Source organism: Flavobacterium sp., from assembly GCF_044341185.1.
Classification (GTDB): Bacteria; Bacteroidota; Bacteroidia; order Flavobacteriales; family Flavobacteriaceae; genus Flavobacterium.
In genome coordinates, this window is the sequence record NZ_JBIISE010000002.1 from 93,871 (window position 1) to 120,618 (window position 26,748).

A 26,748-nucleotide genomic window follows, 5' to 3' on the forward strand; every position below is an offset into this window, starting at 1 on the left:
ATTATTTTTTAGAAATTACATCTAATCTTTTTTGATAGGTTTGTTTCATTTTTGAATCCGATAATCCGTCGGCACAAAAAATAAATTGTTTGCAAAATCCAGCTTCTAAATTTGGATCATCAATAACATAATCAATTCCTATTTCTAAAAAATCTTTTGCTTTTTTATAATTTTTTAAATTGTTATTTCCTTTTCCAGCGTAATAATACAAATTGGCTTTGGTAGGATACAAGTCAATATATGCTTCTGATTTTTTTGCCATTTTTTCAAATTGCTTATTGAAATCATAAATATTTAGAAGCAAATCAATCGCTTCAACGTCACTTTCTTTTGATTGTTCAATATATTTTTGAGCCAATTCAAAATTATTTTTATTGTAGAAAAATTTTCCTAATTCTTTATTAACATCCATTCCAACTGTGTTGTCAAAGAACGTTATTGTATTATCAATTTCGGTTAGTAATTGCGGATTTTTTGTAGCAAAAATTAAATATTCATTTAAAACGCGTTGCTTAATTTTTAAATCGATTTTGCTGCTTTTTACAACTCTTTTGTAAGAATCAGTAGCTTTTGAAATGTCATTCGCTAGAATATGAAATTTAACTAAACTTACGTGTGCTAAATCAGAATTTGGGAGCTCTTTTTCTAACAACAAAGCCGTTTGAAATGCTTTATCTTCTTGATTGTTTACAGAATACGCATAAATTAAATCGATATAATTTTGTTCTGCTTTAGGATTGTTTTTTATAGCTTCAACCAAATCGTTAACATTTGATTTGTTTCCTTTTTGCATACTTTGAATTTGCATTTGGTACGATTCCATAGCTTTGGTCAAAGTGCCTTTGCTTTCAATATCATTAATTACAATTTTAGCTTTATCAAATTGCTGGGTATTCATATATAATGACACCAAATCTTCTTTCATATTCGCATCAAAAGCGACTAATTTTTCAACAATAACTATTGCTTTTTCATAGGCTTTTGTTTGATAATGCACATCGTACAAGCCGTTCCAATACCATCGTTGTTTGGGTTCTAAGTCTACCGCTTTTTGGAAGGCGTTTTCCGCTTCGACATACTCTTTTTGAGCTAAATAATTTATCCCCAATTGGTAGTGAATTTCTGGGTTCAAAGGTTCTTTTAGCAAACACTTTTGTAAGGCTATAATAGCTTTGTCATAATTTTCTATAGCTTTTTCTTTTAAAGCATCAAAAAAATTAGTTTCAAATTCATTTTCCGCAGTTTCCACTTCTTCTGGATTTATTTGTCCGAAAGAAATTTGAAAAAGGAAAAGAAATGCTATTATTTTATACATATTTTGTTTTAAATGAAAGTATTACAAAAATTATTCCATTGTTGAATAGTCACCTAAACTTACGCTTGTAAAATCACCATTATAATTCACGTGATTTCCAATCATAGCATTATCTAATTTTGCATTTTTAATATGTGAATGCGTTTGAATTAAACTATTTTGTATCTTACTATTTTGAATATGTGATCCTTTTCCGATAGAAACATTTGGTCCGATTACGGAATCAATAAGTTGCACTCCTTCACCAATAAAACAAGGTGGAATGATTTGTGAATTATCTAAACGTACATCATCCGCAACTAAATTTTCGCCATCTTGAAGTAAAAATCCTAACATTCTGTTATTGGTATCCACGGTAACATCTTTATTTCCGCAATCCATCCATTCGTCAACTTTTCCTGGTACGAATTTCATACCTTTTGCCATCATTTGTTTGATACCATCATTAATTTGGTATTCGCCACCGTGAATAATGTTGTTATCTAAAACCGCTTGTAATTCGTTTTTAAGAACGGCAATATCTTTGAAATAATAAATTCCGATAACGGCTAAATCAGATACAAATTCTTTTGGTTTTTCTACTAACTCTATAATTTCATTAGCTTCATTTAAGTTAATTACACCAAATGCTTCCGGTTTATCAACTTGTTTTACCCAAATTACGCTATCGGCAGTTGCATCCAATTCAAAATCTGCACGAATTAACGTATCTGCGTAAGCAATAACTGCTGGTCCAGATAAAGAATTCTTCGCACACATAATAGCGTGACCCGTTCCTAAAGCTTCATTTTGGTAATATATGGTTCCTTTTGCTCCAATTTTAGTAGCAATCGCAAGTAAATCTTTTTCTACAGCTGCACCGAAGCTTTCGTGAATAATAAACGCTACTTCGTTAATTGGTTGATTAATTACTTTTGCAATATCTTCTACTAAACGGTGTACAATTGGTTTTCCTGCAATAGGAATTAATGGTTTAGGAATGGTTAATGTGTGTGGGCGAAGACGTGAACCACGACCAGCCATTGGTACTATTATTTTCATGTTATTTTTTTTAAAACTTCAAAATTCGTTATTCAAAATTGAATATTCAACATTTTTAAACATACATATTCAACTTTGAATAATGAATTAAATATTATTTGTTTTTATTTCTTGATGTTTCAATGCTTTTTACAAAAATTGATATTAATTCATCACTTTCTTTAATTGCAGAAGTTATTTCAATTTCTTGTCCTATATACAATTTTGCTCTAAATATAATCTTTAAATTAGATTGGGTTTCTCTGAGTTCTTTCAAAACAACTGACATTTTATGAACAAAATCATTTCTTGATTCAGCACTTTGTGCTTCACTATAGTTCAAAGATGGTGCTGTTCCTGATCTAACAATTTGACCTGACAAATGATTACCAGCTTTTGATGTTTTTACATTATCTGTAATGTTAATGATTTGAACGGCAAAATCAATTAGTCTCTCATGTAAATCAAATTTTTTCATGGCTTATATAATTATTTCTGTTACTATTTACTTTTTCAAAATTCGTTAATCAAAATTGAATATTCAACATTTTTTAACTTGGAATATTCAACTTGGAATTTTGAATGTTGAAGTTTTACTTAACTCCGGTACTACCAAATCCACCTTCTCCACGAGACGTTTCGGTTAATTCTATGGTTTCTTGCCATTCGGCGCGTTCGTGTTTGGCGATGATTAGTTGTGCGATGCGTTCTCCGTTTTCAATAACAAAATCCTCATTGGATAAATTGACTAAAATCACACCAATTTCACCACGATAATCCGCATCCACTGTTCCAGGTGAATTTAAAACGGTAATTCCTTTTTTTAAAGCCAAACCACTTCTTGGTCGCACTTGTGCTTCATAACCAATTGGTAATTCTATAAAAAGACCTGTTTTAACTAAAGTTCTTTCTAAGGGTTTTAAAGTTATTGATTCCGTTAAATTCGCTCGTAAATCCATTCCTGCAGAAGCATTCGTTTCGTAGTTAGGTAATGGATGTTGCGATTTATTTATAATTTTTATTTGCATTTTAATCTTATTTTTAACTGCTAAATAGGTTTTATTTTCGTTTTATAATTTTTAAAATTACTTCTTTTTCATTTTTGTAAATATAATAACTAAAGCCAATGATTGCAAGTATTCCGAAAACAAACGTTTCTCTTAGTTCTTTAACGTAAAATGAAATACAAGCTAATGTTATGGACGCAAAAAGATAGGTTAAGATCTTTTTCATTTCAAAGGGAATTGGGTATTTTTCTTTTCCTAAATAGTACGAAATCAACATCATACTCCCATAGGCACAAATAGTTGCAATAGCTGAACCCAAATAACTCAGGTTGAATTTTACAATTAAAATATAATTCATGCTTAATGTAATAATGGCGCCAATTGCCGAAATGTAGGCGCCAATTATTGTTTTATCAATTAATTTATACCAAACAGACAAACTGGTGTAAATCCCTAAAAAGAAATTCGCGATTATTATTAATGGCACTATTGACATAGCTTCCCAATATTCAGGTTGTCTTACTAAAAAGAATTTAACAACATCAGCAAAAACTACAACCACTAACAAAATTAATGAACCTAAAATAACAAAATATTTAGTAATTGTAGCGTACGTTTGAGGCGCATTGTCATTTCCAGCTTGACTGAAGAAAAACGGTTCAATACCCAGTGAATATGCAGTACGAAACAAAACCATAAACAAGCCAATTTTATAACAAGCCGAATATGCCCCAACTGCCGCCTTTGCAGTTATAGGGTCTAACCATTCTGATAATAAAATTTTATCTAAATGTTCATTGATTCCAAAAGCCAAACCTGCAAATAATATTGGCCAACCATAATGAAGCATTTTTTTCCATAATTCATTATTAAAAACCCAGTTAGGCTTAAAATAATGCGGCATAAATAATACAAAAGTGAATAAACTCGCCATTAAATTTGACAAGAAAACATACCCAATTTGATAGTCTTCCACATAAAAAGAACTCCAAAAACCTTGCGGATTGGCTTGTGCTAATTTGGGTAATATTGCTAATAAAAAGACGTTTAATAGCAAATAAATAAGCACATTAGAAATTTTTAGTACAGAATATCTAATCGGCCTTTGTTCAGCGCGAAGCTTAGAAAAAGGTATAATTACAAGCGCATCGAAAGCTAAAATCCAAATGGCATAGTTTACGTATTCTTTATCTATGTTTAGTAATCCTGCAAGTGTTTTTTGAAATAAAAGCGCTACTGATAAAAATAAAATGGTGCTCCAAAAAATAGAAACTGTAGCGGTACTAATTACCTCTTTTTTATTTTCTTCTTTATGATAAAATCTAAAAAAAGCCGTTTCCATTCCGTAAGACAATATCACATTGAAAAATATCATATAGGCTAAAAGAATAGTAATTTCTCCATAGGCTACTTTCGGCATTAAATCCGTATGTAATCCTACCAATAAAAAACTCATTATACGAGGCATTACAGTTGCAATACCGTAAATAAGGGTTTGTTTAAGAAGTCTTCTGTTTGAACTCAATTTATTTTATTTAAAGAACAAAAATAGTTAATTATTTATTGGTTTTGCAGAAGGATAAGCTAACATTGGTAATTCTTTTACATCTTCAATGATAATGGTGCTTTCCTTACTATTAATTTTGAAAAAAATCTGAGCTTGATTGGGTTTTAAATTCGTTTTTATTGTTGGTGTTGGAATCGTTTCAGACTCGTTATCAAATGTTTTAATTGAAGCTTGATAAGATACATCATTCAATTTTATGATATTTCCTTCTCTATTTTGAAATTGAATTTTTATAAATTGTGTATTTTCCGGAATACTTTTAAGTAAATTAATATTAATAATAGTTCCGCCTCCAGCGCCTTTTATGCCACCAACCCAATTTTGAAAGGTTGCTTTTTCGATATATTGCTTGGTTTCTTGTTGTGCTTTATTAGAAGAACAAGAAACTAAATTCAAAAACACTATTGCGAATAGTCCAATTATCTTCATTTTATTTTAATTCAATATTTTAACAAAATGGAATCCTTTTGGTTGAAATCCGTGATTGATATAAAATTTTCCAGCTGTAAAATTGGTTGTAAATGCATCTAAAACAATCTGATTTGCACCTTCTTTTTCAGCAATTTTATGTACTTCTTCAATTAAAATATCACCTATTTTTTGACCTCTAAAATCTTCGTGAACTACAAAACTATCAATTTCTATGTATTTCCCTGACCATAATTTTGTTCCAATCCAAACACCTGTTAACGCTATTGTTTTATTGTTTTTTGTAACAATAACTTGTTGGTAGTTGGCTTTAAGCATTTCATCTAAAAGTGTGCCATATTTTTCAATGGTAAAATCAGGATATAATTGTTTTACAATATCCAAATGGGCTAACATTTCTGATTTTTGAAATAAAATACGAATTTCCATTACTTTTTACCTAATAAGTTTTCATTAAATAAGTCTAAAATTCTTCGGTATTCATCTACCCAAGAATAGGTTTTTTGAAATCCGTGTGCTTCAACTGGAAATACGGCTAAATCCCAATCTTTTTTACCAAGTTCAATAAAACGCTGTGTCAATCTAACAATATCTTGAAATTGTACGTTATCATCAACCATTCCGTGAAGCATTAACAACTTGTCTTGTAAATTATCCGCAAAATAAATTGGCGAACTTTTTTTGTAAGCTTCCGGGTCTGTTTCAGGAAAATTTAAAATATTTGCGGTGTATCCTTGGTTATAATGTGCCCAGTCTGTAACTGAACGTAATGCTGCGCCAGCTTTAAATTCACCAGGTTTGGTTAAAAGTCCCATTAGCGTTATAAATCCACCATATGATCCGCCATAAATTCCAACTTTATTAGCATCAATGCCTAATTTTTCAACTAAATATTTTTTTCCATCTAATTGATCCGATAAATCTTTTCCTCCCATATGACGGTAAATTCCGGTTCTAAAATCGCGTCCGTATCCATCACTCGCACGGTAATCTATATCTAAAACCGTATAGCCTAAATCGGTTAACAAATTATGAAACATATATTCTCTATGATACGTACTCCAATACTTGTGAGCGTTTTGCAAATAGCCAGCTCCGTGAACAAATATAATTGCAGCTTTATTTTTATTTTCTGCTTTTGGATTGTAAACTCTAGCGAAAACATCGGTACCGTCAGTTGCTTTAAAAGAAATGACTTCAGGCTTTTTCCAATTGTATTTTTTGAAGGCATCTGAAATTGAAAACGTAATTTGTTTTAAAGTTGGATTGGGTTTATTCTCCGCAAGATATATTTCCCAAGGTTTGTTGCTAAATGAATATCGTACTGCTAATTGGGATTCATCTGGAGATAATTCAATTTCATACGCTCCATCATTGGTTAAAATTGGTGTTTTTTTTCCTGAAGAAATATCTAATTTATAAAACGAACGATTTCCAGGGTGGGTTTCGGTACTTGTAATATAAAAGGAATTTGATAATTTTGATAAAACTACATCACGAACTTCCCATTTACCTTGCGTGAGTTGCGTTTTCTTTTTTGTTTCCAAATTGTACGTATACAAATGAGAAAAACCCGTTGCTTCTGATTGAAAATAAATGGTTTTGTTGTCGGCTAAAAACCCTAACGTTCCATTACTAAAATTATAGCCTGGAATTCCAGGTCCACCTATCCAAGCTTCATCGTGTTGGTAATCTAATTCGGAAACCGTTGCGTCATTTAAGTTTAGTTGTAAAATCCAACGGTCTTTGTTATCCAAGCTTCTGGCTTCAAAAACAGCTAAATTCCCCAATGCATTGTATATTGGCGCTTGCATCGTTATTACTTTTTCAACTGGTTCTAAAGATTTTAAATTATCGTATTCTTGATAATAGTTTGGAAAGATTTTTATCCCTGTTAAATTTGAAAAAGAAATTGGCATCACGCTATCTTTCTCGATACTATAAACATACATTTTATGTTTGCTATTATTGTTTACAGACACTTTTTCTCGTGCCGATTTACTTTTTGTGTATCCATCAGAAGTTATAAAATTTTCAACTTTTGTGTCTTTAGCCGTTGGATATTCCGATAGATTATAAGTTACAAACTTTCCGTTTGGACTAATTTTTATAGCTTCTAAAGTAGTTGCGCCATAAAAAATTTCAGAAGGAAACTTTAATTTTTTCTCTTCAGATTGGGATTTATTCCATTCCGATTTGGCTTTTTCTTCGTTTACAAATTGAAACAAATCTTTTTGTTGTAAGCTTAGAAAGTTATCTTTATTAGAATCAGATGAAGCTGTTCCAGATTTAAAATTAGTTAGTTGAAGTAATTGAAAATTCTTTACATTCAATTGATACAGGTTTTTATTTTGTTGAAAATAAATTACATCAGTATTACTACTTCTTTGAACAGCATTGATATTTGAAGTTGTTTGATAAATTATCTTGTTTTCTTTCGTTTTTTTATGATATGAAAATAATGCACCTTGATTTGTGTAATATACAACATCAAATTTTTCTTGACCTTGATATTGAATATTCGAAAAGTTTAAGGCGTCTTTTGCTACTAATTTTGGTTGAGAAAAACCTATTTGCCAATGATATGTTTTATCGGCAATTTCATTGTTTGGATTCCAATCAAAGTAAATAGTTTTCCCATCTACCGACCAACGTTGATTGGAAGGTTGATGACCAATAAATTCGTTCCCTTTCATTATTTCTTCTAATTGAAGGTTTTGAGCTAATAAATGAGAACTGAAAATTAAAAGAAGCGCGGTATAAATATTTTTCATATCAAATCGGTTTTTACAAATATATAATTTTTTTCGCCACGGATTAAACTGATTAAAAGGATTTAAAATTTATTTGGAAATAAGTGCAAATAAAAAAAGTCCCAATAAATTGGGACTTTAAGAAGTTAAAAACAGTAAATAAAATTAATTATTTAATGCTTCCGCACCACCAACAATTTCTAAGATTTCTCCTGTAATTGCAGCCTGACGTGCTTTGTTGTATGTTAATTTCAATTGATTTCTTAAATCAGTTGCGTTATCTGTTGCTTTGTGCATTGCTGTCATACGTGCACCGTGCTCTGCCGCGAAAGAATCTCTAACTGCTTTATACAATTGCGTTTTTAACGATTTTGGTATTAATTCTAATACAATTTCTTCTTTTGATGGTTCAAAAATATAGTCCGATGATATTGCAGCAGCGCCTTTAATTGGTGCTAATGGCAAAAATTGTTCGTTTACAACATTTTGTGTAGCTGCATTCACGAACTGATTGTAAACCAATTCTACTTTATCATATTCACCATCTAAAAATAAATGCGTTAATGACTGAGCTATTTCTGCTGTATTATCAAAAGTTAAATCGTCAAAAATATCACTTCTGTTGGCTATTACATAGTTTGTTTTATGTAAACCATCATTTGCTTTTTTACCAATGGCAAAAATACCAACATTATCGTGACCGTATTTCTCAGTTAAAATTTTAACTTGTTTTAATACATTTGAATTTAAAGCACCACATAATCCTCTGTTAGAAGTAATAGCTACAACTAATACCTTTTTTACTTCTCTTTGAGTCGTATAATTAGCCGCAACATCACCTTCTAAAGAAGCACTTAGACTTTGAATTAACTCGGTTAATTTTTCAGAATAAGGTCGCATTGCTGTAATAGCATCTTGTGCTTTTTTTAATTTAGCAGCCGAAACCATTTTCATAGCAGAAGTGATTTGCATCGTTGACGATACAGATACAATTCTATTACGTATTTCTTTTAAATTTGCCATTTTTATTGGGTATTGGGTGTTGGGTTTATGGTGTTGGGTATCCTTTTTACTGAATACCCAAGACCTTTTTCCTTATACCTAATTAATTAGTATTTTGCAGAAATTTCTTTTGCAGCAGCTTCTAATACATTTGTGATATTATCATCAAATTTACCTGCTTTTAATGCATCTAAAACGTCTTTATGTTTTAAGCTTAAGAATTGTAAATAATCTTTCTCAAATTCTTTTACTTTATTTACAGGAACATTTCTTAATAAGTTTTTTGTTCCCGCATAAATAATTGCTACTTGATTTTCAACAGCAAACGGATCATTTAAACCTTGTTTTAAGATTTCAACGTTACGTTTTCCTTTTTCAATTACATTTAAAGTAACTGCATCTAAGTCAGATCCAAATTTCGCGAAAGCTTCTAATTCACGAAATTGTGCTTGGTCTAATTTTAAAGTACCCGATACTTTTTTCATTGATTTAATTTGAGCATTACCTCCAACACGAGATACAGAAATACCTACGTTAATTGCAGGACGTACTCCAGAGTTAAATAAATCTCCATCTAAGAAAATCTGTCCATCCGTAATCGAAATTACGTTTGTTGGGATATATGCAGAAACGTCACCCGCTTGTGTTTCGATAATTGGTAACGCTGTTAATGAACCACCACCTTTTACAATTCCTTTCAAAGAATCTGGTAAATCATTCATATTTTTAGCAATTTCATCATCGTTAATTACTTTACAAGCTCTTTCTAATAAACGAGAGTGTAAGTAGAAAACGTCTCCTGGATATGCTTCACGTCCTGGAGGTCTTCTTAATAATAAAGATACTTCACGGTAAGCAACCGCTTGCTTAGATAAATCGTCATAAATAATTAATGCAGGACGACCTGAATCACGGAAGTACTCACCAATTGCAGCACCTGCCATAGGAGCATATACTTGCATTGGCGCTGGGTCAGAAGCATTTGCTGCAACAATAACTGTATAAGCCATTGCGCCTTTTTCTTCTAATGTTTTTGCGATTGATGCAACAGTAGACGCTTTTTGTCCGATTGCAACATATATACAGAATACTGGTTGACCAGCATCGTAAAATTCTTTTTGATTTAAGATGGTATCTAAACAAACTGAAGATTTACCAGTTTGACGGTCACCAATCACTAACTCACGTTGTCCACGTCCAACAGGAATCATGGCATCGATAGCTTTGATACCAGTTTGTAATGGTTCTGTTACTGGTTGACGGAAAATAACTCCAGGTGCTTTACGCTCTAAAGGCATTTCGTATAATTCGCCACCGATTGGTCCTTTGCCATCAATTGGGTTCCCTAATGTATCCACCACACGGCCAACCATTTGTTCACCAACTTTTAAAGACGCAATTCTGTTAGTTCTTTTTACGTTAGAACCTTCTTTAATTCCAGTTGATGGTCCTAATAAAACCACACCAACATTGTCTTCTTCTAAGTTCAATACGATAGCTTCTAATCCGTTGTCGAATTGAACTAACTCACCGTACTGAGCATTTGATAAACCATATACACGAGCAATACCATCACCAACTTGTAGTACAGTACCTACTTCTTCTAACGTAGCGCCAGATTGAAAATCTGATAATTGTTTCTTTAATATTGCTGAAATTTCAGCTGGTTTAATTTCTGCCATTTTATATATATTTAATGGTATTTATTTAATATGTAAATTCTCTTTTTAACTGTTGTAATTTGTTTGCAACAGATGCATTATATTGTTTGTCGCCAATTCTTAAAACAAAACCTCCAATAATTGAAGGATCTACTACATTAGTAATAGAAATTTTGTTTGAAGAAAATTCTTTCAACTTATTTGTTACTTGTGCTTCTAATTCGGCAGTTAACGGAACAGCTGTAGTAACAACTGCTTGCTCAATACCGCTTGCAATATCAAATAATGTATTGAATTGAAAAGTAATTGCAGACAAAATTTCAAATCTTTTATTTGCTAATAACAATTGAAACAAACCTTTAGTTTCTGCTTGTAAAGATGGAAATATTTCAGTTAATGCATTCATTTTTATCGTTCCATTTACAATAGGATTTGATAAAAAATCGTGTAACTCATTATTTTCTTTAATTGCAGCGCCAATAGTTTTCATATCGTTATTTACAGCTAAAGCGTTATTGCTTTCTGTAGCGATATCTATAATTGCTTTTGCGTATCTAATCGCAGCTCTTGACATAACTTTAGATTAGTTTAATTTAACATCAGCTAACATTTTCTCTACTAATTTAGTTTGAGATTCTTTGTTAGATAATTCTTCTTTTAATAATTTTTCAGCGATTTCTAAAGATAATGAAGACACTTGATTTTTGATTTCAGCAACTGCATTATTTTTTTCGCTTTCGATTGTAGCTTTCGCTTGTTCAATCATTTTTGCGCCTTGAGATTGTGCTTCAGATTTTGCATCAGCAATCATTTTTTCTTTGATAGCAGTTGCTTCTTTAATCATTGTATCTCTTTCAGCTCGGGCTTCATCTAATAATTTTTGGTTATCCGATTTTAAAGCCATCATTTCTTTTTTTGCATTTTCTGCCGAAAGAATAGCTTCTTTAATACCTTCTTCACGTTCGTTTACTGCATCTAAAATAGGTTTCCAAGCAAACTTTTTAAGTAAAAGGATTAACCCTACGAATAAAACCGTTTGCAAGATAAATAAACCAAATGAAAATTGACCTAATAATTCTTCCATTATATATATTGTTTAATTTTAATTTTCAGTGTAAACAATTGTTGTAACCAACCGTTACAACAATTGTTTGTTTTAATTATTTTACTGCGAATAACGCTGCAAAACCAATTCCTTCAATTAACGCTGCTGCAATAAGCATAGCTGTTTGAATTTTTCCAGACGCTTCTGGTTGACGAGCAATAGCATCCATTGCTGATCCACCAATTCTACCAATACCTAAACCAGCACCGATAACGATTAATCCAGCTCCTACAAGGTTAAGAGTTCCTTCCATAATGTATATATATTTAATTAAACATTCAATTTATTAATGATGAGCTTCCTCATCATGGTGATGTTCTTCTTTAGCAGCTCCAAAATATAAAGCCGTTAACATCGTAAAAATATAAGCTTGTAATAAAGCTACTAAAATTTCTAATATTGATAATACGAAAGCCAACACGAATGATAGCGGACTTCCGATTGGACTACTAAACGTATACATTAACGCAATGATACTCATTAAAACCACGTGACCAGCTAACATATTCGCATATAAACGAATCATTAATGAAAAGGGTTTGATAATAGTTCCTAAAAATTCAATTGGCGCTAAAATAATTTTCATTGGAACCGGCACACCTGGCATCCAGAAAATGTGTCCCCAATAATTTCCATTAGCAGTAAACGTAGTAATTAAATATGTAATAATAGCTAATGAAGCAGTAATTGCAATATTACCTGTTACGTTTACTCCAAGTGGTGTTAAACCAAACATATTTAAAAACCAAATAAAGAAGAAAACAGTCAATAAATGACTCATATATTTTTTATAATGTTTCTCTCCAATATTAGGTATTGCAATTTCGTCTCTGATATATAGTACTAAAGGCTCGAAAAATCTTCCTACACCAGTAGCAATACCACCATTTTTACTGTATGATTTACCTAAATTTCTAAAAATCATAAACATTAATAAAGCAACGATTAATATCATTACAATACTTTTTGTTATAGAAAAATCAATAGGTTTTGTATTTGTAGTGTGATGCTTTTCATCAACATTGAAAGTCCCTTTTGCGTCTGTATTATAAATCATTCCATCGTGATGATTTATTTTGAAATATTTCCCGTTTGACTCGGCAACAGCTTCACCGTGGTGAAATTCAGACGACATAAAGAAATGCAATCCATCTTCCCATAAAATTACTGGTAAAGGAAACCCAATGTGTGTTTCGTGACCTGTTTCTTTTCCATAAGAAAATAAATGAAAATCGTGAGAATCTAATAAGTGATGTTGAATGAATTCCGCTCTTTCTTCTTGCGCTTTCATTTCTTCAGAAACAACTTCTTTAGTTGTGGTATTTTCGTGATTTACAACTTCAGAATGTGCTGGTTTTGCAACGTGACTTGTATCTGCATTTGCAAAAGTAACTACTGGCAAAACCGCAAAAATTGTGGCTATAAATAATTGAATTGTTTTTCTTGAAATCAACATAAAATATATATTCTAAAAAATAGTGTCCTAAAAATTTTTGCAAAGGTATATTTTTTCTTTAAATTACAATACTAGAAAATTACTTTTTTTACCAAATTATTCAAAATTAAATTGGTTTATTGTTTTTTATTTAAAATACCGATTGTAATAATCGTTTCAATTGCTAAAAAACACATAAAAACAATTAAGCAATTTGTTTTTTCAATTTGATGATTTGGTAAATTTATAATTGGTTTGACGATAAAATAAACTATTCCAGTTTTTACGAAAGTTGCTATCATAAAAACCATTCCAGTGTTATCAAAGCTTTTTTCTGAAACCTTTTTTACAATAAATAAAATCAGGCTTGAAAGTACAAAAAATAATAAAAACAAAAAGGCGATTGGGAAATGGAATTTTTCTTGGGCTTGTTTTAATACCGGCAGCATAAAAACCAACCGATTGATGGCGAATAACGAAAGTGTAAAAAAGAAAATTTGTTTAAAAAACAAGACGTTATTTTTCATTTTTACTCATTTGGTTGACTTGACGAATCACATTATACAAGGCTAAAAAAACACCAAGAACTGTAAAAATTTTTACATAGTTTTCGGATTGGTATTTTTCGTCTAAATATTGACCTAAATAGGCAAACAAAAATATAACTATCCCCATTTGCGCTGGAATACTTATCAATTGAATCCATTTATTTAATGGTTTGTTTTTGTTGTTTAGCATTGTTTTTGTTAGGTCAGTAGAAACCCTATTCCTAAAAATGGTGGTTGCTCTAAATTCGATACGTTTTTACTAATAAACGTAGTATGATTTTTTTACTTATTTAATTTTAGCTAAATATTCTTCAATATTTTTTCTTACCTGAACTACTTTATAATCTTCATTAGAAATAATTATAGGCGAATCTTTTAATTTGTACTCTTTGTGTTCTTTAAGATAATTAGCCACCGATTCTGCAGTTGCTTTATTTATAATGCCGTGTAAAACTATCATGTTTTTATCTACATTATAAATGTCATTTGACACTTTAACTTTGCTGTCACCAGATTCTTTGGCATATTTATTTAATTTTTCAATTAAATTTTTATGCGAAACTTCGTTTGGATAATTGGTTATAAATACCAAATTATAGGTTTTCGGTTTTTCTCCAAATTTTAATGATTCTAAAACAGGGATATCTGAATTTAAAATTGACTCTATCTTTTTCGTTTCATCGGCTTTTGGATAGTTTTTTACAATCTTTTGCAATGCTTCTTTATATGCAGAAAGCCCAAATAATCTTGCCGTAATTTTTGCTTTTAAAACATCGAATTTAGCATTTAATTCATCACCGTCGTATTTTTTTAGCAAAGCATCTATTTCTAAATTTGCTTCTCTAAACAATCCTTTTTCAACTTTCGTATACAACATATTAAATTCGGAATCCGCTGTAATATCTGCATTTATTGTAGTGTTATTAAAAGCTGAAGCATATCTACTTTCTGGATATTCAGTTAAAATTTTTTGTTTATAAACCAGAGCTTTTTCGTTATTTAATGTGCCATATAATTGGTATAAATTATAGTAGGTTGGCAATACTAATTTGCTTTCTGGTTTGTATGCTAAAATGTCTTCAAAAGAAGTTATGGCCAATTGATTTTCTTTAAGTTTTTCTTTAAAAATAGAACCTAATTGAAAGCGAGCGTAATTGGCCTCAACATTTAAACTATCTAGTGTTTTAGAATCTTTAGGTAACTTATCAATGTAAAAGGCTGTTTTGTATTTTGGCTCAACACCAACTTCATCTGATTTATCAGCTGTTTCTTCTTCTGATTCCTCTTCAGATGCAGTATCTGATTGGTTTTGATTTGAAACCGCGACAGATTTCCAATTGTCGCCATATTTAATATCGCCCCATTTTTTCTTAAAATTAATTTTACCCTGTGCAACCGTTACGGCATTGTAAAAATAAAAATTACTTTGTAAACCTCCTGAATTCACTGGTGATTTTGTTAAATTTGGTTCTAAAACTGGATTTTTAGCCATTGAAATTCCGCCTGCTGAATTTTTATCTTTTGGGCTTAGGTTATCACTAAAATTATCTCCAGAAAACATATCTGCTTTTTGATTTTGTTTGGATAACGTTAAATTGTCTGCTGCTTTTTTGGCCGCAATAGAGTCGGATATTTTTAATTTAGCAATATGGTTTTGATAAAATTTTACTTTTTCTGAAGCAGACATTTTTGAAACACTAATGATACTATCCGAGTAACTAATAATGTCTAGATATTTTACAACATCTGTAATGATTTCTAACCTTTTTTTGGTCGATTTTACTTCGATATGTTTTTCAGGTAACTGCACCAAAGTAGAATCTAAATATTTTTTTACGAAATGGAAATTTCGATTTCTGTAATATATTTCCGAGATATTTCTATAATTTAATGAAGCTAAATATTTATCTGATACACTATTTTTTATAGATTTATTATAGTTTAAAATGGCTAATTTGTCTTTCCCTTTTTTATCATAAAAAACCGCTCTTTGATGGTGAATAACATCTCTAAAATTTTTATTTTCGATATTCTCAAGTAATTTATCTAAATTTTTATGAAAAGCAACCGTGTCGCCTTTTGCAAAATCAAACTGATTCGCTTGTTTTAAATGCGAATAGATAGTATAGCTTCGTGGCGATTTACGTTTCATATCAATTACTTCCTGATAGGCAACAAATGCACTATCTGAATAATTTAATTTTTCGTATAATTGACCTAAAATAAAAGTATAACGCGCTTTTTCTTCCTTTAGTTTTGTTTCTTTTTTAGATATTTTTACCGATGCTAATGCACTATCTAAGACATTTTTTTTAATATACGCTTGTGCTAAAACGGAATGAATATCAGCCAAATCCTGACCTGTAACTTTTTGTCCTTTTAGTGTTCTATTTAAGTTATTTATGGCTAATTGTTCGTTTTCTAACTTAAGATTAACTTTTTCGCGCCACACTTGTGCTTGGTACACGTTATTACTTGTTGGATATTTATATAAAATATAATTAAATGCTTCCATAGCAGGTAAATAGCGGTGTTCATAATACCTAGATTTACCTAACATCAAATACGATTCGTCAATTTGATTGTTTTTTTCATATCCGCCAATATTCATAGAATGAATTTGAATGGCTTTAGTAGCCTTTGTTTCGGCGCGTTCAAAATTTGCGTTTTTGGTTGCTTCGCCTTCTTTTTGTTCAGTAGGGGTTATTTGCATTCTTTCCAAAGGAAGCACATTCCAAAAGTCATCGGAATAGGTCGCTTTTACATCTGTAATTCCTTTTTCTAACGCTAAATTTCCATTATATAATACATTATATTTTGTATTTGTTGAATGCCATTTTCTGTTTATATAGTTGTCTTTTTTGGTAGAACAAGCCAAAATTAAGGCAAGTATACCAAAAGTGAACATGTATTTTAATTGTATCTTTTTCAATGTATTGTGATTTTTATAAATAACTTTAATTTTGGTTATTTAGTATGCAAACGTGTAAAAATAAGTTTTTTTTTTGAAAAATGAACATTACTTTTTTAAGATTATATCATTTCAATTAATTCCAAAGCTTTATGAATGCTTTTTACGTTTTCAAAAGTGATTAAAAGTCGTAATCCGTTTTTAGTTTCTTTTTCTTTTACTTTACATAAATTTCCGTTTTGTTGTGCAAATTTCATTACATTCATAAAACGATTACTTTGGTAAAAATTAGATTGCTGATCGCCAATAAAATAACCAACCATTTTGTTTTGTTTCAAAATTAAGCGTTCTAAACCAATTTGTTTGGCTTTCCATTTAATTCGTACACTATTTAATAATGAAACCGCTTCTTTAGGTAAAACACCAAATCGGTCAATTAACCTTTTTTCGTAAGCTTCTAATTCCGAATTATTTTTTACCGAACCTAATTCATTATACAAACTAAGTCGTTCCGTAATATTATTGATGTATTCGTCTGGAAACAACAATTCAAAATCGGTATCAATCTGAAATTCTTTTACAAATTCTTTGGTTTCAATATCGTTTTCTTCTTCATACAAATTAGCAAATTCATTTTCTTTTAATTCGTCTATGGCTTCATTCATAATTTTTTGATAGGTATCAAAACCAATTTCATTAATAAAACCACTTTGTTCGCCACCTAACAAATCGCCAGCACCTCGAATTTCTAAATCTTTCATCGCAATATTAAACCCGCTACCCAATTCTGAAAACTGCACTAAAGCATTAATTCGTTTTCTGGCATCATCTGTCATAACAGATTCGGGTGGCGTGATGAAATAACAAAATGCTTTTTTATTGCTACGCCCTACTCTACCTCGCATTTGATGCAAATCTGATAGTCCAAAATTATTGGCATTATTAATAAAAATTGTATTTGCATTCGGCACGTCTAAGCCACTTTCAATTATTGTTGTAGCCACCAAAACATCAAATTCGCCTTCGATAAAGGCAAGCATTAATTCTTCCAGTTTTTTTCCATCCATTTGTCCGTGTCCGATTCCAACTTTTGCATTGGGAACCAAACGCTGAATCATCCCGGCAACTTCTTTGATGTTTTCGATACGATTATTGATAAAAAACACTTGTCCGCCACGTTCAATTTCATAAGAAATAGCATCACGAATGGTTTCTTCATTAAAACGAATTACATTGGTTTCAATTGGATATCGATTTGGCGGCGGCGTAGTAATAACTGATAAATCGCGAGCTGCCATTAATGAAAATTGTAGCGTTCTTGGAATGGGTGTGGCGGTTAAAGTAAGCGTATCAATATTTGCGGCAATGGTTTTTAATTTGTCTTTTACATTTACCCCAAATTTTTGTTCCTCATCTACAATAAGCAATCCTAAATCTCGGAATTTTACATTTTTATTTACCAATTGATGCGTTCCGATTACGATGTCTATTTTTCCTTCTTCCAAACCTTTTAAGGTTTCCGCTTTTTGTTTTGCAGTTCTAAATCGGTTCAAATAACTTACCGTTACTGGCATATCTTTTAATCTATCTACAAAAGTTCGGTAATGTTGGTAAGCCAAAATAGTTGTTGGCACTAAAATGGCGACTTGTTTTCCGTTATCAACTGCTTTAAAAGCCGCACGAATAGCGACTTCTGTTTTTCCGAAACCCACATCACCACAAACCAATCTATCCATTGGACGATCGTTTTCCATATCCATTTTTACATCGTGAGTAGCTGTAATTTGGTCGGGCGTATCTTCGTAAATAAATGAACTTTCTAATTCTTTTTGCATATATGAGTCGGGTCCGAAAGCATATCCTTTATCCAAACGACGTTTCGCATACAACTGAATTAAATTAAACGCAATGTGCTTAACACGTGCTTTTGTTTTTTGTTTTAATGCTTTCCAAACACCACTACCTAATTTATATATTTTTGGTGGTGCGCCTTCTTTTCCAGTGTATTTTGAAATTTTATGAAGCGAATGAATACTTACATACACAATATCATTATCGGCATACACCAATTTAATAGCTTCTTGAGTTTTACCTTCTACTTGAATTTTTTGTAGTCCCCCAAATTTTCCAATTCCGTGATCAATATGTGTTACATAATCACCAATTGACAAAGCGGTTAGCTCTTTTAGAGTTACCGTTTGTTTTTTAGACGCATTATTCTTGATAGAAAATTTATGATATCTTTCGAAAATTTGATGGTCAGTATAGCACGCAATTTGTAATTCTGTATCTATAAAACCTGAAAACAAAGGGAATACAATGTTTTCATATTTTTCTTTCACATGAATGGCTGCGTCTTCATCTATATCTTTAAAAATTTCTTTAAATCTTTTGGCTTGATTTTCGTTCGATGAAAATAAATAATTTTTAATTCCATTATGGAAATTATCGTTTAAATTATTCATCAACAAATCGAATTGTTTGTTGAATGATGGATGTGGTTGCGTATAAAATTCGAAGATTTTTTCCGATTTAAAAACTGGATTTTTATCTAATTCGATTATCGAAAAATCTAAGGCGCGTTTTAAAAATGTTTCCTGATTTACAAATAATTCTTCTGGTTTGGCGTGATGAATCGTTAGCGTTAATTTCGAATAGGCTTCTTTTGCTTTTTCGAATAATCGGTCTAATTTTCCACCTAACAAATCGGTATTTTGAAGCACAATAACGGTTTTTTCAGAAATATAATCTAAGAAATTTTCTCGTTTTTCTTGTAATATTTTATTTTCAACATTAGGTATAATGGAAATTTTTGTAACTTTTTCTTTAGACAATTGCGTTTCAATATCAAATGTTCGAATGCTGTCAATTTCGTCACCAAAAAACTCTATTCGATATGGCACATCATTTGAAAATGAAAATACATCTATAATTCCACCTCGAACAGAAAATTCACCAGGTTCCGAAACAAAATCGACACGTTTAAAATGATATTCAAAAAGCGTTTCATTAATAAAATCGATAGATAATTTATCGTTAACACTAAGTTTTAACGTATTTTTATCTAATTCTTTTCTGGTAACTACTTTTTCAAAAATGGCATCTGTATACGAAACAATTATGGCGGGTTTTTTTCGAGAATTAATTCTATTTAATACCTCAGCACGCAATAAAACGTTGGCGTTATCTGTTTCCTCAATTTGGTAGGGACGACGATAAGAACCCGGATAAAACAACACGTCTTGGTTGTTAATTAACGCTTCTAAATCATTCAAATAATAGGCTGCTTCTTCCTTATCATTAAACAATAATAAAAAAGGAAGTTCCGATTTTTTAAATAAAGCATCAATCACAAATGAAAGTGAAGAACCTACCAAACCAGTAGCATTTATTTTTTTTCTGGACGCAAAAAATTCAGCAATTTGTCCAATTTTTGGATGTTGCTGATATTTTTGAATGATTTCTGATTTACTCAATTTATAGTATTTGTTTTTTATATAATTGAAGTCCTTTTACCCTTTACCTTTAACCTTAAAGTTACTTCTTTTTTGAAATTTCTTTTTGTTCTAAATCGTCAAAATTTATTGCTTTTGCATTTCGGGTAGTATCGCTGATACTTATAATTTTTGGCTCGCCAATTTCAGTTGGAATTCGGTTTTTAATAATAATTTCTTCGCACTGCATATAAAAAGCATTCAATTCTTTATTAATGGCTGCAATTAAATTTTGCACTTTTTCGTGTGGTACAATATCTAATGAAAAATAAGTATCTAATGCTAATATTTTAGTTTGTAACGCTACAATTCTGCTTCGCACTTGAGGAACGTTAAATTTTACAGGTACATTTGTATGTAAAGTACTAGATTTGGCTACTAAATTTAAAACCTTTTGCTTAAAAGCGCTAATGGATGATTTTGGTTTTTGTTGGAGTTCTTCTTCAAAATTTTTCCAATCTTGCCATTGATTTAAAACGCCACGCACTTCAGGACTTGTGATTGGAATGTTTAACTGCCAAGCTTTATTGATTTGCTCAAAAGATTCTCGGTTTTTTTTCTCCATTTTTTTCACAAGTAGTACTTGCTCGTCATTTTGTTTACAAGAAAAAAACAAAATACTGCAAAAAACGGATACTATAAGTAGTTTATAAAAATTCATTCTTTTTCAATTATGAGTCGCAAATTTACAAATGTTTATACGATTTTTTTAAAATTTAAGTGAAATAAATAATTAATAATCTGAATAGCTGGTTTTTACGAAATTCGAAAAAAACTAACAAAATAATGAGTTATTATTGCCAATATTTTATATTTGTAAGACAAAACTACTAACTATGCAAACCAAAATACTTATCATTGGCGCTTGTGGTCAAATTGGTACCGAACTTACTTCTAAATTACGTGCCACTTATGGTGTAGAAAACGTAATTGCTTCCGATATTAGAAAATTAGAAAATGACGTAGTAAATAACGGAATTTTTGAAGTTATAAATGCTTTAGATTACAATCAGATTGAGCAATTAATTGAAAAATACCATATTACTGATGTGTATTTAATGGCTGCTTTATTATCTGCAACTGCCGAAAAAAACCCCGCTTTTGCTTGGGATTTGAATATGAATTCGTTATTTCACGTTTTAAATTTAGCCAAAGCAGGAAAAATTAAAAAAATATTTTGGCCCTCCAGTATTGCTGTTTTCGGACCCACAACTCCAAGAGAAAATACGCCACAATATACCATTATGGAGCCAAGTACCGTATACGGAATTTCAAAACAAACAGGGGAACGTTGGGCAGAATATTATCATTTACAATATGGTGTGGATATCAGAAGTATCCGATATCCAGGTTTAATTAGTTGGAGTACTGAAGCTGGTGGCGGAACTACCGATTATGCTGTTGATATTTATCACAAAGCAATTACTGATGGAAAATTTACGAGTTTTTTATCTGAAAATTCGGCTTTACCGATGATGTATATGGACGATGCGATAAAAGCTACAATTAGTATTATGCAAGCAGATGCAGATGCTATTAAAATTCGTTCTTCGTACAATTTATCTGGAATGAGCTTTACTCCGAAAGAATTGGCAGCAGAAATCACGAAACATTATCCAGATTTTACAATTACTTACGAGCCCGATTTCCGTCAGAAAATTGCCGACAGTTGGCCAGCGAGTATTGACGATAGTGCAGCAAGAAAAGATTGGGGTTGGAAAAACGATTTTAACATAGAAAATATGACCGTTGATATGTTTAAGAATTTGAAAGCAACGATTTATAAATAGAAAAAAGGCGAGTTATTCGCCTTTTTTTAGTTTTTCTATTTCTTTGTCTTCAATTAAAGACTTTATTTTTACAACCTCATCTGTATGATTATTTGGAATTGTCATCGATAAAACATATTGTTTTATTTTCCAATTTCCATTTTTATCAACTACCAAAACACCACTTCCTCTGCAAATTTTCATTTGTGTATTTAACAATTCATCAAACCATGCTGTTTTTTTATCCGAAGAAAAATAAATATTTCTTTCTAATGAGGTAAAATTCCAAGCTTTGCCTTTATCAAAATAGGGTTTTGCAAATTGTATAAATGCTGGTTTGTTCCAGTTTTCTGTAGCATCAGTCCCTATAAAAATAGCATCATCAGCCATCGCATCAAAATATGAATTAAAATTTGCTTCAGCAGCCGCTTTATGCCAATTATTTAAAATTAAATTAATTTCAGATTCTTGATTCTTTTGATTTGTTATTTGTTTCGATTTACATCCAATTATAACCAATCCGATTATAACAACTATAATTTTTCTCATTCTAATAATTTTTTAGTTACGGTACTACTGGCAATTTTAGAAGCAATACATCCTAAAATTACAATGGTAAACAATACAATTATTACATTTTTAACTTCAAAAACAACTGGATAGGCTAAGGTTGGATTTATCATTATTAATTCAAATTGTTGCTGCACTAAAACGATAAAAATTCCTAAAATCAAACCCAAAATTCCGCCAAAAATAGAAATGATGTTTCCTTGAAATAAGAAAATATTCTTTAAATATTTAATTTCTGTTCCTAAATTGTATAAGGTTTTTAAATTGGTTTTCTTTTCGATAATCATCATAATAATCGCACCAATTAAATTGAACAGCGCAATAATAATTACCAAAGTAAAAATAAGATATACTACAATGTTTTCGGTATTAAGCATTTTATACAAAGCATCATTTAATTGCGCTCTGTTTTTTACTCTTACTTGATTTGGAAATATTTTATTGATGGTTTCTATTGCATCTGTTTCGGATACATTTGGTGCCAGTTTAAAATCGATATAAGTCAATTGATTGGGTTTGTAATTTAATAACCCTTGTACTAAAGGTATAGAACAAAAAATATATTTTTCATCAACATCTTCGCTAACTTGAAAAATTCCTGAAGCTAGTAAAGGCGATTTATTAAAAGCATCATCTGGATTTTCAATTAAACCCGAACCTGGTTTAGGAATATAGACTTCTAAAACGTTATTAAAATCGAAAAGTCCTAAAGCTAATTTTCTGGAAATTCCTGAACCCACTACAACCTGATTGGTGTTTGGCTCTAACCAATCGCCAGCGTATAAAAATGTGTCAAACGCGTTTACTTGGCTAAAATTGGTGTCAACACCTTTTAAATAAGCCACATGCTCTTTATTTTTATAATAAAACAAGGCGCGTTCTTCTACAATTTTGGTGTATTTAGTAAATTCTTTTGAAGATGTTAACTGAGCTTCTTGTTTTTCAGAGATGAAGAAAGATTTGCCTGCAAGGGTTTCAATTCGTAAATCGGGATCAGTTGCATTGGTAAAGCTTAAACTAAAATCGCGCAAACCACTAAAAACAGAAAGCACTACAAAAAGTGCCATAGCGCCTACAATTATTCCAAAAGAAGCAATAAACGTAATCACATTTATGGCGGTAGTTTTAGACAAACTAAACGCGTATCTTTTGGCTATGTAGAACGGAAAATTCAAATTATGATTTTTTTCGTTTTTCTAATAAATCTGGGTTTTCAATTGGATTATCTTTTCTTGAAAGTGCATTGTCAATTTTTTCAATATAATCTAAACTGTCGTCTATGAAGAAAATTAAATTCGGCACACGTCTTAATTGCAATTTTACACGTTGCGATAAATCGTGTTTAATTAAAGGTGCGTTACTTTTTATAGCGGCTAATAATTCTGGTCCTTTTTCGGAAGGAAAAACACTTAAGTACACCTTTGCGATAGATAAATCTGAAGTTACATTTACTTTAGAAACAGAAATAATTAAGTTAGAAATTGAATTTTTTCTAATCTCACCTTGTAAAATGTCTACTAAGTCTGTTTGCAATAATGCACCAATTTTTTTTTGTCTATTTGTTTCCATTGGGCAAAAATACAATTTTTACTCACAAAATAAGCAGAAATACATTTATGAATGTTTATTTTTGCATATTAATTCCTGTAAAAATGAGAAAAATAGAACATATTGGCATCGCGGTTCATAATTTAGAAAATTCAAATGAATTGTTTTCAAAACTTTTCGGACAAGCCGCTTACAAGACAGAAGAAGTAGCAAGTGAAGGTGTAAAAACCTCTTTTTTTATGTGCGGTCCAAATAAAATTGAATTGTTAGAAGCTACAAATGAAGACAGCCCGATTGCTAAATTTTTAGAGAAAAAAGGCGAAGGCATTCATCATATCGCTTTTGATGTGGAAGATATTTATGCAGAAATAGAACGACTAAAGCTGGAAGGTTTTACTGTTTTAAATGAAATACCAAAAAAAGGAGCCGACAATAAATTAGTAGCTTTTTTACATCCAAAAACCACAAACGGCATGTTAATTGAACTTTGCCAAGAAATAAAATAGATTGATTTCAAGAACGTTACCCAACATTTTTAGAATCGAATAAAAAAAGATTTGCTTGCAAATAAAAATAGTAGTAATATTGCACCTCCAATAGAGGTCCTATAGCTCAGTTGGTTAGAGCACCTGACTCATAATCAGGTGGTCCCTGGTTCGAGCCCAGGTGGGACCACAACAAAACCCTTGTAAATATTAGTATTTACAAGGGTTTCTTATTAAAAAGTTGAGCAAAAAGTTGAGCAAAACCGAATGCTCAACTATTTTTTGTTAAAATATTAGTTTTTTTATTTCCTTATAAATTAAATTTATATTCTATTTCTATTTATTAGTTAAGATTAATTTATAATCAGTTAGATTTCAAAAAAAATTCGATTTTACAAAATATTTTTATGAATTTTTATCTTAAATAATAAAATTAGAATTTTTAAATAAATTAAAATATCAAAATAAATAGTTGTATTTTAAGTTTTAATTTCCTTATTTTATAATTAATTTAAAAACTAGACTATGGAAAATTCGATTCGAGAATTAATAGAATCAGCAACCGTAAATGGTTCTATTTCAGATACTGAAAGAGACTATATTATAAAAAAAGCAAGTGAAATTGGTATTGATGAAATTGAAGTTAACATTTTTATTAAGGCTAACCTTCAAAAGAATCAAGATAATAGAGAAACTCAAAATAAATCTATAAAACAAAATGAAAGTTTTATTGAGGAAGGCTGGCTTAAATTTAGCGAGTTTAAGTTGGGCAATTGGATTTTATTAATCTCTGTGGTTTTAATGTTTTTCTCTGGCTTTCTACCTTGGGTAAAATCAAGTGTTTCAGGGACAGTATTAAATAATAATTATGGCTCTAGTGGTTCAATTGGTGGTGGTATCTTCTATACTTTACCTCTTAGTATTGCAGCAATTATTTTTGCAATGAAACGTAATTTGAAGAAATTCTGTTTGTTTTTTGGGGTTTTTGTTATTATAGTTGCTATTGGACTTGTTGCCTCCTATACAAGTAAAGTTAGTGGTTCGGCTGGTTTAGCTAGCGTCAGCGCATCAACAGGAGCTGGTCCTGGTGTTCTTTTTTTAGGATTATCTGGTTTAATTTTTATAATTGGCTCATTAATAACTAGTTCAGTAATTACGATAGATAAAATTTCAAAGAATAGAAGTATAATAACTCACGATTATACTATAATTTCAATTATATTAATAACAATTTTAATCCCACTGTCTTTTAACAATTATAAATTTAATTTAAGATTATTCGATTCGTTATTATATGCTTCATTTTTTGGTGTTATACCATTTTTATTATCTAAATATAAAAAGTTTAATAACACAAAAAACATCTTAATTGGAAATTTTGTTTTTTGGGGTTTTATTATTTTATTCCCTCATAATTATTACAATTCATCGTTCTTATATTATGTAAATAAATCATTCAATTCTATATTAAATTATTACCAGTACTTTTTCTCATTTATTTGCATAAGTGCTCTTATTTATGATTATTTTGAATCTAAAAGCAAAAAAATAATACAAATTGAAAAGTATAAAATTTTGTTCAAATCATTTATTGTTGGCATGGGATTTTTAATACCTTTAACGACATTAATTTTAATATCAACACTTACAAAACACAGGGTGTCATCTGAAGAATTAACTACGTTTAATGAAAGGAATTTAAATTTTGATGGGTATTGGTATTTTATTAATTCTGATTCAACAAGAGTTGACATGTTAACCTTAGATTTAACTTCTAATATTTCTCCCGAGGAGAATGGCGATATTATAGTAAATGTTACTGCAGAAGTTGATGAATATGAATCAAATAAATTTACTAAAAACAACTTTAAAACAATTTTAGAAATAGATTATTCATCAAATTTAATTTTCCCAATAAAATTTGATGAATCATTTCAAATAAAATCCATAAAAAATGAAGTTCTTACCTGTAATATTAAAACTTCGGAAGGAAAAAGTATTAATATTATTGCTAAAAGAGAAATATCAGAACTTGAAGCTATAATAAATAACAAAAAAAATTCTGTGAATATTAATGAAAATAATGAAAAAATAAATTATTTGTCATTTAAAAATTATGAAGAGTCAGA

The 26,748-nt window shown here is 30.4% G+C and carries 25 protein-coding genes and 1 tRNA gene; 4 read left to right on the forward strand and 22 right to left on the reverse strand.

Features of this window, described 5'->3' with window-relative positions; translation table 11 throughout:
* Position 1: 1 nt before the first annotated feature.
* The 19 genes from ACIQZ1_RS00970 to ACIQZ1_RS01060 all read right to left on the reverse strand — a co-directional run bounded on the left by ACIQZ1_RS00970 (position 2) and on the right by ACIQZ1_RS01060 (position 20,812).
* Entirely contained in the window at positions 2–1,315 is a 1,314-nt protein-coding gene (locus tag ACIQZ1_RS00970) for a tetratricopeptide repeat protein (protein WP_396158197.1), read from the reverse strand.
* A 30-nt stretch (positions 1,316–1,345) separates the two neighbouring features.
* Positions 1,346–2,356, reverse strand: coding sequence for a sugar phosphate nucleotidyltransferase (locus ACIQZ1_RS00975; RefSeq protein WP_396158199.1), 1,011 nt, complete (start codon positions 2,354–2,356; stop codon positions 1,346–1,348).
* A gap of 94 nt (positions 2,357–2,450) precedes the next feature.
* The gene (locus ACIQZ1_RS00980; protein WP_396158201.1) at positions 2,451–2,813 is read right to left on the reverse strand and encodes a four helix bundle protein; all 363 of its coding nucleotides are present in this window, start codon (positions 2,811–2,813) and stop codon (positions 2,451–2,453) included.
* A gap of 115 nt (positions 2,814–2,928) precedes the next feature.
* A complete protein-coding gene (gene dut, locus ACIQZ1_RS00985) occupies positions 2,929–3,363 on the reverse strand; it encodes a dUTP diphosphatase (protein WP_396158203.1) in 435 nt (144 codons plus the stop codon).
* A gap of 31 nt (positions 3,364–3,394) precedes the next feature.
* Positions 3,395–4,867 (reverse strand): lipopolysaccharide biosynthesis protein, encoded by a 1,473-nt coding sequence (locus ACIQZ1_RS00990; RefSeq protein WP_396158205.1) that lies wholly within the window; start codon positions 4,865–4,867, stop codon positions 3,395–3,397.
* 27 nt (positions 4,868–4,894) lie between these two features.
* The gene (locus ACIQZ1_RS00995) at positions 4,895–5,338 is read right to left on the reverse strand and encodes a hypothetical protein (RefSeq protein WP_396158207.1); all 444 of its coding nucleotides are present in this window, start codon (positions 5,336–5,338) and stop codon (positions 4,895–4,897) included.
* 6 nt (positions 5,339–5,344) lie between these two features.
* A complete protein-coding gene (locus ACIQZ1_RS01000; protein WP_396158209.1) occupies positions 5,345–5,767 on the reverse strand; it encodes a GNAT family N-acetyltransferase in 423 nt (140 codons plus the stop codon).
* The gene (locus ACIQZ1_RS01005; protein ID WP_396158211.1) at positions 5,767–8,112 is read right to left on the reverse strand and encodes a prolyl oligopeptidase family serine peptidase; all 2,346 of its coding nucleotides are present in this window, start codon (positions 8,110–8,112) and stop codon (positions 5,767–5,769) included. The genes ACIQZ1_RS01000 and ACIQZ1_RS01005 overlap by 1 nt, the downstream gene beginning before the upstream one ends.
* A gap of 144 nt (positions 8,113–8,256) precedes the next feature.
* Positions 8,257–9,114 carry an ATP synthase F1 subunit gamma gene (atpG, locus tag ACIQZ1_RS01010; RefSeq protein WP_353077921.1) on the reverse strand — a complete coding sequence of 286 codons (858 nt, stop codon included), beginning with the start codon at positions 9,112–9,114 and terminating at the stop codon, positions 8,257–8,259.
* A gap of 86 nt (positions 9,115–9,200) precedes the next feature.
* Complete coding sequence (gene atpA, locus ACIQZ1_RS01015; RefSeq protein ID WP_396158213.1) at positions 9,201–10,775, reverse strand: F0F1 ATP synthase subunit alpha; 1,575 nt, start codon at positions 10,773–10,775, stop codon at positions 9,201–9,203.
* A gap of 25 nt (positions 10,776–10,800) precedes the next feature.
* Positions 10,801–11,328, reverse strand: a complete 528-nt coding sequence (atpH, locus tag ACIQZ1_RS01020) for an ATP synthase F1 subunit delta (RefSeq protein ID WP_396158215.1) — start codon at positions 11,326–11,328, stop codon at positions 10,801–10,803.
* A 9-nt stretch (positions 11,329–11,337) separates the two neighbouring features.
* Positions 11,338–11,838, reverse strand: a complete 501-nt coding sequence (locus ACIQZ1_RS01025) for a F0F1 ATP synthase subunit B (protein WP_353147465.1) — start codon at positions 11,836–11,838, stop codon at positions 11,338–11,340.
* Between the two features lie 76 nt (positions 11,839–11,914).
* Positions 11,915–12,112, reverse strand: coding sequence for an ATP synthase F0 subunit C (gene atpE / locus ACIQZ1_RS01030; protein WP_291242009.1), 198 nt, complete (start codon positions 12,110–12,112; stop codon positions 11,915–11,917).
* A gap of 33 nt (positions 12,113–12,145) precedes the next feature.
* A complete protein-coding gene (gene atpB, locus ACIQZ1_RS01035) occupies positions 12,146–13,315 on the reverse strand; it encodes a F0F1 ATP synthase subunit A (RefSeq protein ID WP_396158217.1) in 1,170 nt (389 codons plus the stop codon).
* 116 nt (positions 13,316–13,431) lie between these two features.
* Positions 13,432–13,821: a hypothetical protein gene (locus ACIQZ1_RS01040; protein ID WP_396158219.1), complete on the reverse strand. Its 390-nt coding sequence runs from the start codon at positions 13,819–13,821 to the stop codon at positions 13,432–13,434.
* A complete protein-coding gene (locus ACIQZ1_RS01045; protein WP_396158221.1) occupies positions 13,811–14,032 on the reverse strand; it encodes an AtpZ/AtpI family protein in 222 nt (73 codons plus the stop codon). Before ACIQZ1_RS01045 ends, ACIQZ1_RS01040 begins: the two co-directional genes overlap by 11 nt.
* Positions 14,033–14,128: 96 nt before the next feature.
* Positions 14,129–16,774, reverse strand: coding sequence for a tol-pal system YbgF family protein (locus ACIQZ1_RS01050; RefSeq protein WP_396158223.1), 2,646 nt, complete (start codon positions 16,772–16,774; stop codon positions 14,129–14,131).
* A 101-nt stretch (positions 16,775–16,875) separates the two neighbouring features.
* Entirely contained in the window at positions 16,876–20,229 is a 3,354-nt protein-coding gene (gene mfd, locus ACIQZ1_RS01055) for a transcription-repair coupling factor (RefSeq protein ID WP_396158225.1), read from the reverse strand.
* A 61-nt stretch (positions 20,230–20,290) separates the two neighbouring features.
* A complete protein-coding gene (locus ACIQZ1_RS01060) occupies positions 20,291–20,812 on the reverse strand; it encodes a hypothetical protein (protein WP_396158227.1) in 522 nt (173 codons plus the stop codon).
* Between the two features lie 271 nt (positions 20,813–21,083).
* Between ACIQZ1_RS01060 and ACIQZ1_RS01065 the strand changes: the two genes are divergently transcribed.
* Complete coding sequence (locus ACIQZ1_RS01065; RefSeq protein WP_396158229.1) at positions 21,084–22,037, forward strand: NAD-dependent epimerase/dehydratase family protein; 954 nt, start codon at positions 21,084–21,086, stop codon at positions 22,035–22,037.
* A 12-nt stretch (positions 22,038–22,049) separates the two neighbouring features.
* Here the strand turns inward: ACIQZ1_RS01065 and ACIQZ1_RS01070 are convergent, their stop codons facing one another.
* Genes ACIQZ1_RS01070 through rbfA form a run of 3 tightly spaced genes read right to left on the reverse strand, consistent with a single transcriptional unit; the run spans position 22,050 to position 24,155 of the window.
* Positions 22,050–22,565: a nuclear transport factor 2 family protein gene (locus ACIQZ1_RS01070; protein ID WP_396158231.1), complete on the reverse strand. Its 516-nt coding sequence runs from the start codon at positions 22,563–22,565 to the stop codon at positions 22,050–22,052.
* A complete protein-coding gene (locus ACIQZ1_RS01075) occupies positions 22,562–23,761 on the reverse strand; it encodes an ABC transporter permease (RefSeq protein WP_396158233.1) in 1,200 nt (399 codons plus the stop codon). Before ACIQZ1_RS01075 ends, ACIQZ1_RS01070 begins: the two co-directional genes overlap by 4 nt.
* Position 23,762: 1 nt before the next feature.
* A complete protein-coding gene (rbfA, locus tag ACIQZ1_RS01080) occupies positions 23,763–24,155 on the reverse strand; it encodes a 30S ribosome-binding factor RbfA (protein ID WP_396158235.1) in 393 nt (130 codons plus the stop codon).
* An 83-nt stretch (positions 24,156–24,238) separates the two neighbouring features.
* Here rbfA and mce point away from each other — a divergent pair, with 83 nt between their 5' ends.
* From mce to ACIQZ1_RS01095, 3 genes are all read left to right on the forward strand, one after another.
* A complete protein-coding gene (mce, locus tag ACIQZ1_RS01085) occupies positions 24,239–24,640 on the forward strand; it encodes a methylmalonyl-CoA epimerase (protein WP_396158237.1) in 402 nt (133 codons plus the stop codon).
* Between the two features lie 95 nt (positions 24,641–24,735).
* Positions 24,736–24,809: transfer RNA gene (locus ACIQZ1_RS01090), tRNA-Ile, on the forward strand.
* A gap of 335 nt (positions 24,810–25,144) precedes the next feature.
* A partial coding sequence (locus ACIQZ1_RS01095; protein WP_396158239.1) for a hypothetical protein occupies positions 25,145–26,748 on the forward strand: 1,604 nt, incomplete at its 3' end.

Bases quoted from the DNA above. Each gene is read 5' to 3' on its own strand.
- atpE (WP_291242009.1), bottom strand. From the start codon at position 12,112: ATGGAAGGAACTCTTAACCTTGTAGGAGCTGGATTAATCGTTATCGGT.
- ACIQZ1_RS00970 (WP_396158197.1), bottom strand. From the start codon at position 1,315: ATGTATAAAATAATAGCATTTCTTTTCCTTTTTCAAATTTCTTTCGGA.
- mce (WP_396158237.1), top strand. From the start codon at position 24,239: ATGAGAAAAATAGAACATATTGGCATCGCGGTTCATAATTTAGAAAAT.
- ACIQZ1_RS01060 (WP_396158227.1), bottom strand. From the start codon at position 20,812: ATGGAGAAAAAAAACCGAGAATCTTTTGAGCAAATCAATAAAGCTTGG.
- atpB (WP_396158217.1), bottom strand. From the start codon at position 13,315: ATGTTGATTTCAAGAAAAACAATTCAATTATTTATAGCCACAATTTTT.
- ACIQZ1_RS01045 (WP_396158221.1), bottom strand. From the start codon at position 14,032: ATGCTAAACAACAAAAACAAACCATTAAATAAATGGATTCAATTGATA.
- atpH (WP_396158215.1), bottom strand. From the start codon at position 11,328: ATGTCAAGAGCTGCGATTAGATACGCAAAAGCAATTATAGATATCGCT.
- ACIQZ1_RS01040 (WP_396158219.1), bottom strand. From the start codon at position 13,821: ATGAAAAATAACGTCTTGTTTTTTAAACAAATTTTCTTTTTTACACTT.
- ACIQZ1_RS01070 (WP_396158231.1), bottom strand. From the start codon at position 22,565: ATGAGAAAAATTATAGTTGTTATAATCGGATTGGTTATAATTGGATGT.
- ACIQZ1_RS01000 (WP_396158209.1), bottom strand. From the start codon at position 5,767: ATGGAAATTCGTATTTTATTTCAAAAATCAGAAATGTTAGCCCATTTG.
- atpG (WP_353077921.1), bottom strand. From the start codon at position 9,114: ATGGCAAATTTAAAAGAAATACGTAATAGAATTGTATCTGTATCGTCA.
- ACIQZ1_RS00980 (WP_396158201.1), bottom strand. From the start codon at position 2,813: ATGAAAAAATTTGATTTACATGAGAGACTAATTGATTTTGCCGTTCAA.
- ACIQZ1_RS01025 (WP_353147465.1), bottom strand. From the start codon at position 11,838: ATGGAAGAATTATTAGGTCAATTTTCATTTGGTTTATTTATCTTGCAA.
- ACIQZ1_RS01005 (WP_396158211.1), bottom strand. From the start codon at position 8,112: ATGAAAAATATTTATACCGCGCTTCTTTTAATTTTCAGTTCTCATTTA.
- rbfA (WP_396158235.1), bottom strand. From the start codon at position 24,155: ATGGAAACAAATAGACAAAAAAAAATTGGTGCATTATTGCAAACAGAC.
- dut (WP_396158203.1), bottom strand. From the start codon at position 3,363: ATGCAAATAAAAATTATAAATAAATCGCAACATCCATTACCTAACTAC.
- ACIQZ1_RS00975 (WP_396158199.1), bottom strand. From the start codon at position 2,356: ATGAAAATAATAGTACCAATGGCTGGTCGTGGTTCACGTCTTCGCCCA.
- atpA (WP_396158213.1), bottom strand. From the start codon at position 10,775: ATGGCAGAAATTAAACCAGCTGAAATTTCAGCAATATTAAAGAAACAA.
- ACIQZ1_RS00995 (WP_396158207.1), bottom strand. From the start codon at position 5,338: ATGAAGATAATTGGACTATTCGCAATAGTGTTTTTGAATTTAGTTTCT.
- ACIQZ1_RS01065 (WP_396158229.1), top strand. From the start codon at position 21,084: ATGCAAACCAAAATACTTATCATTGGCGCTTGTGGTCAAATTGGTACC.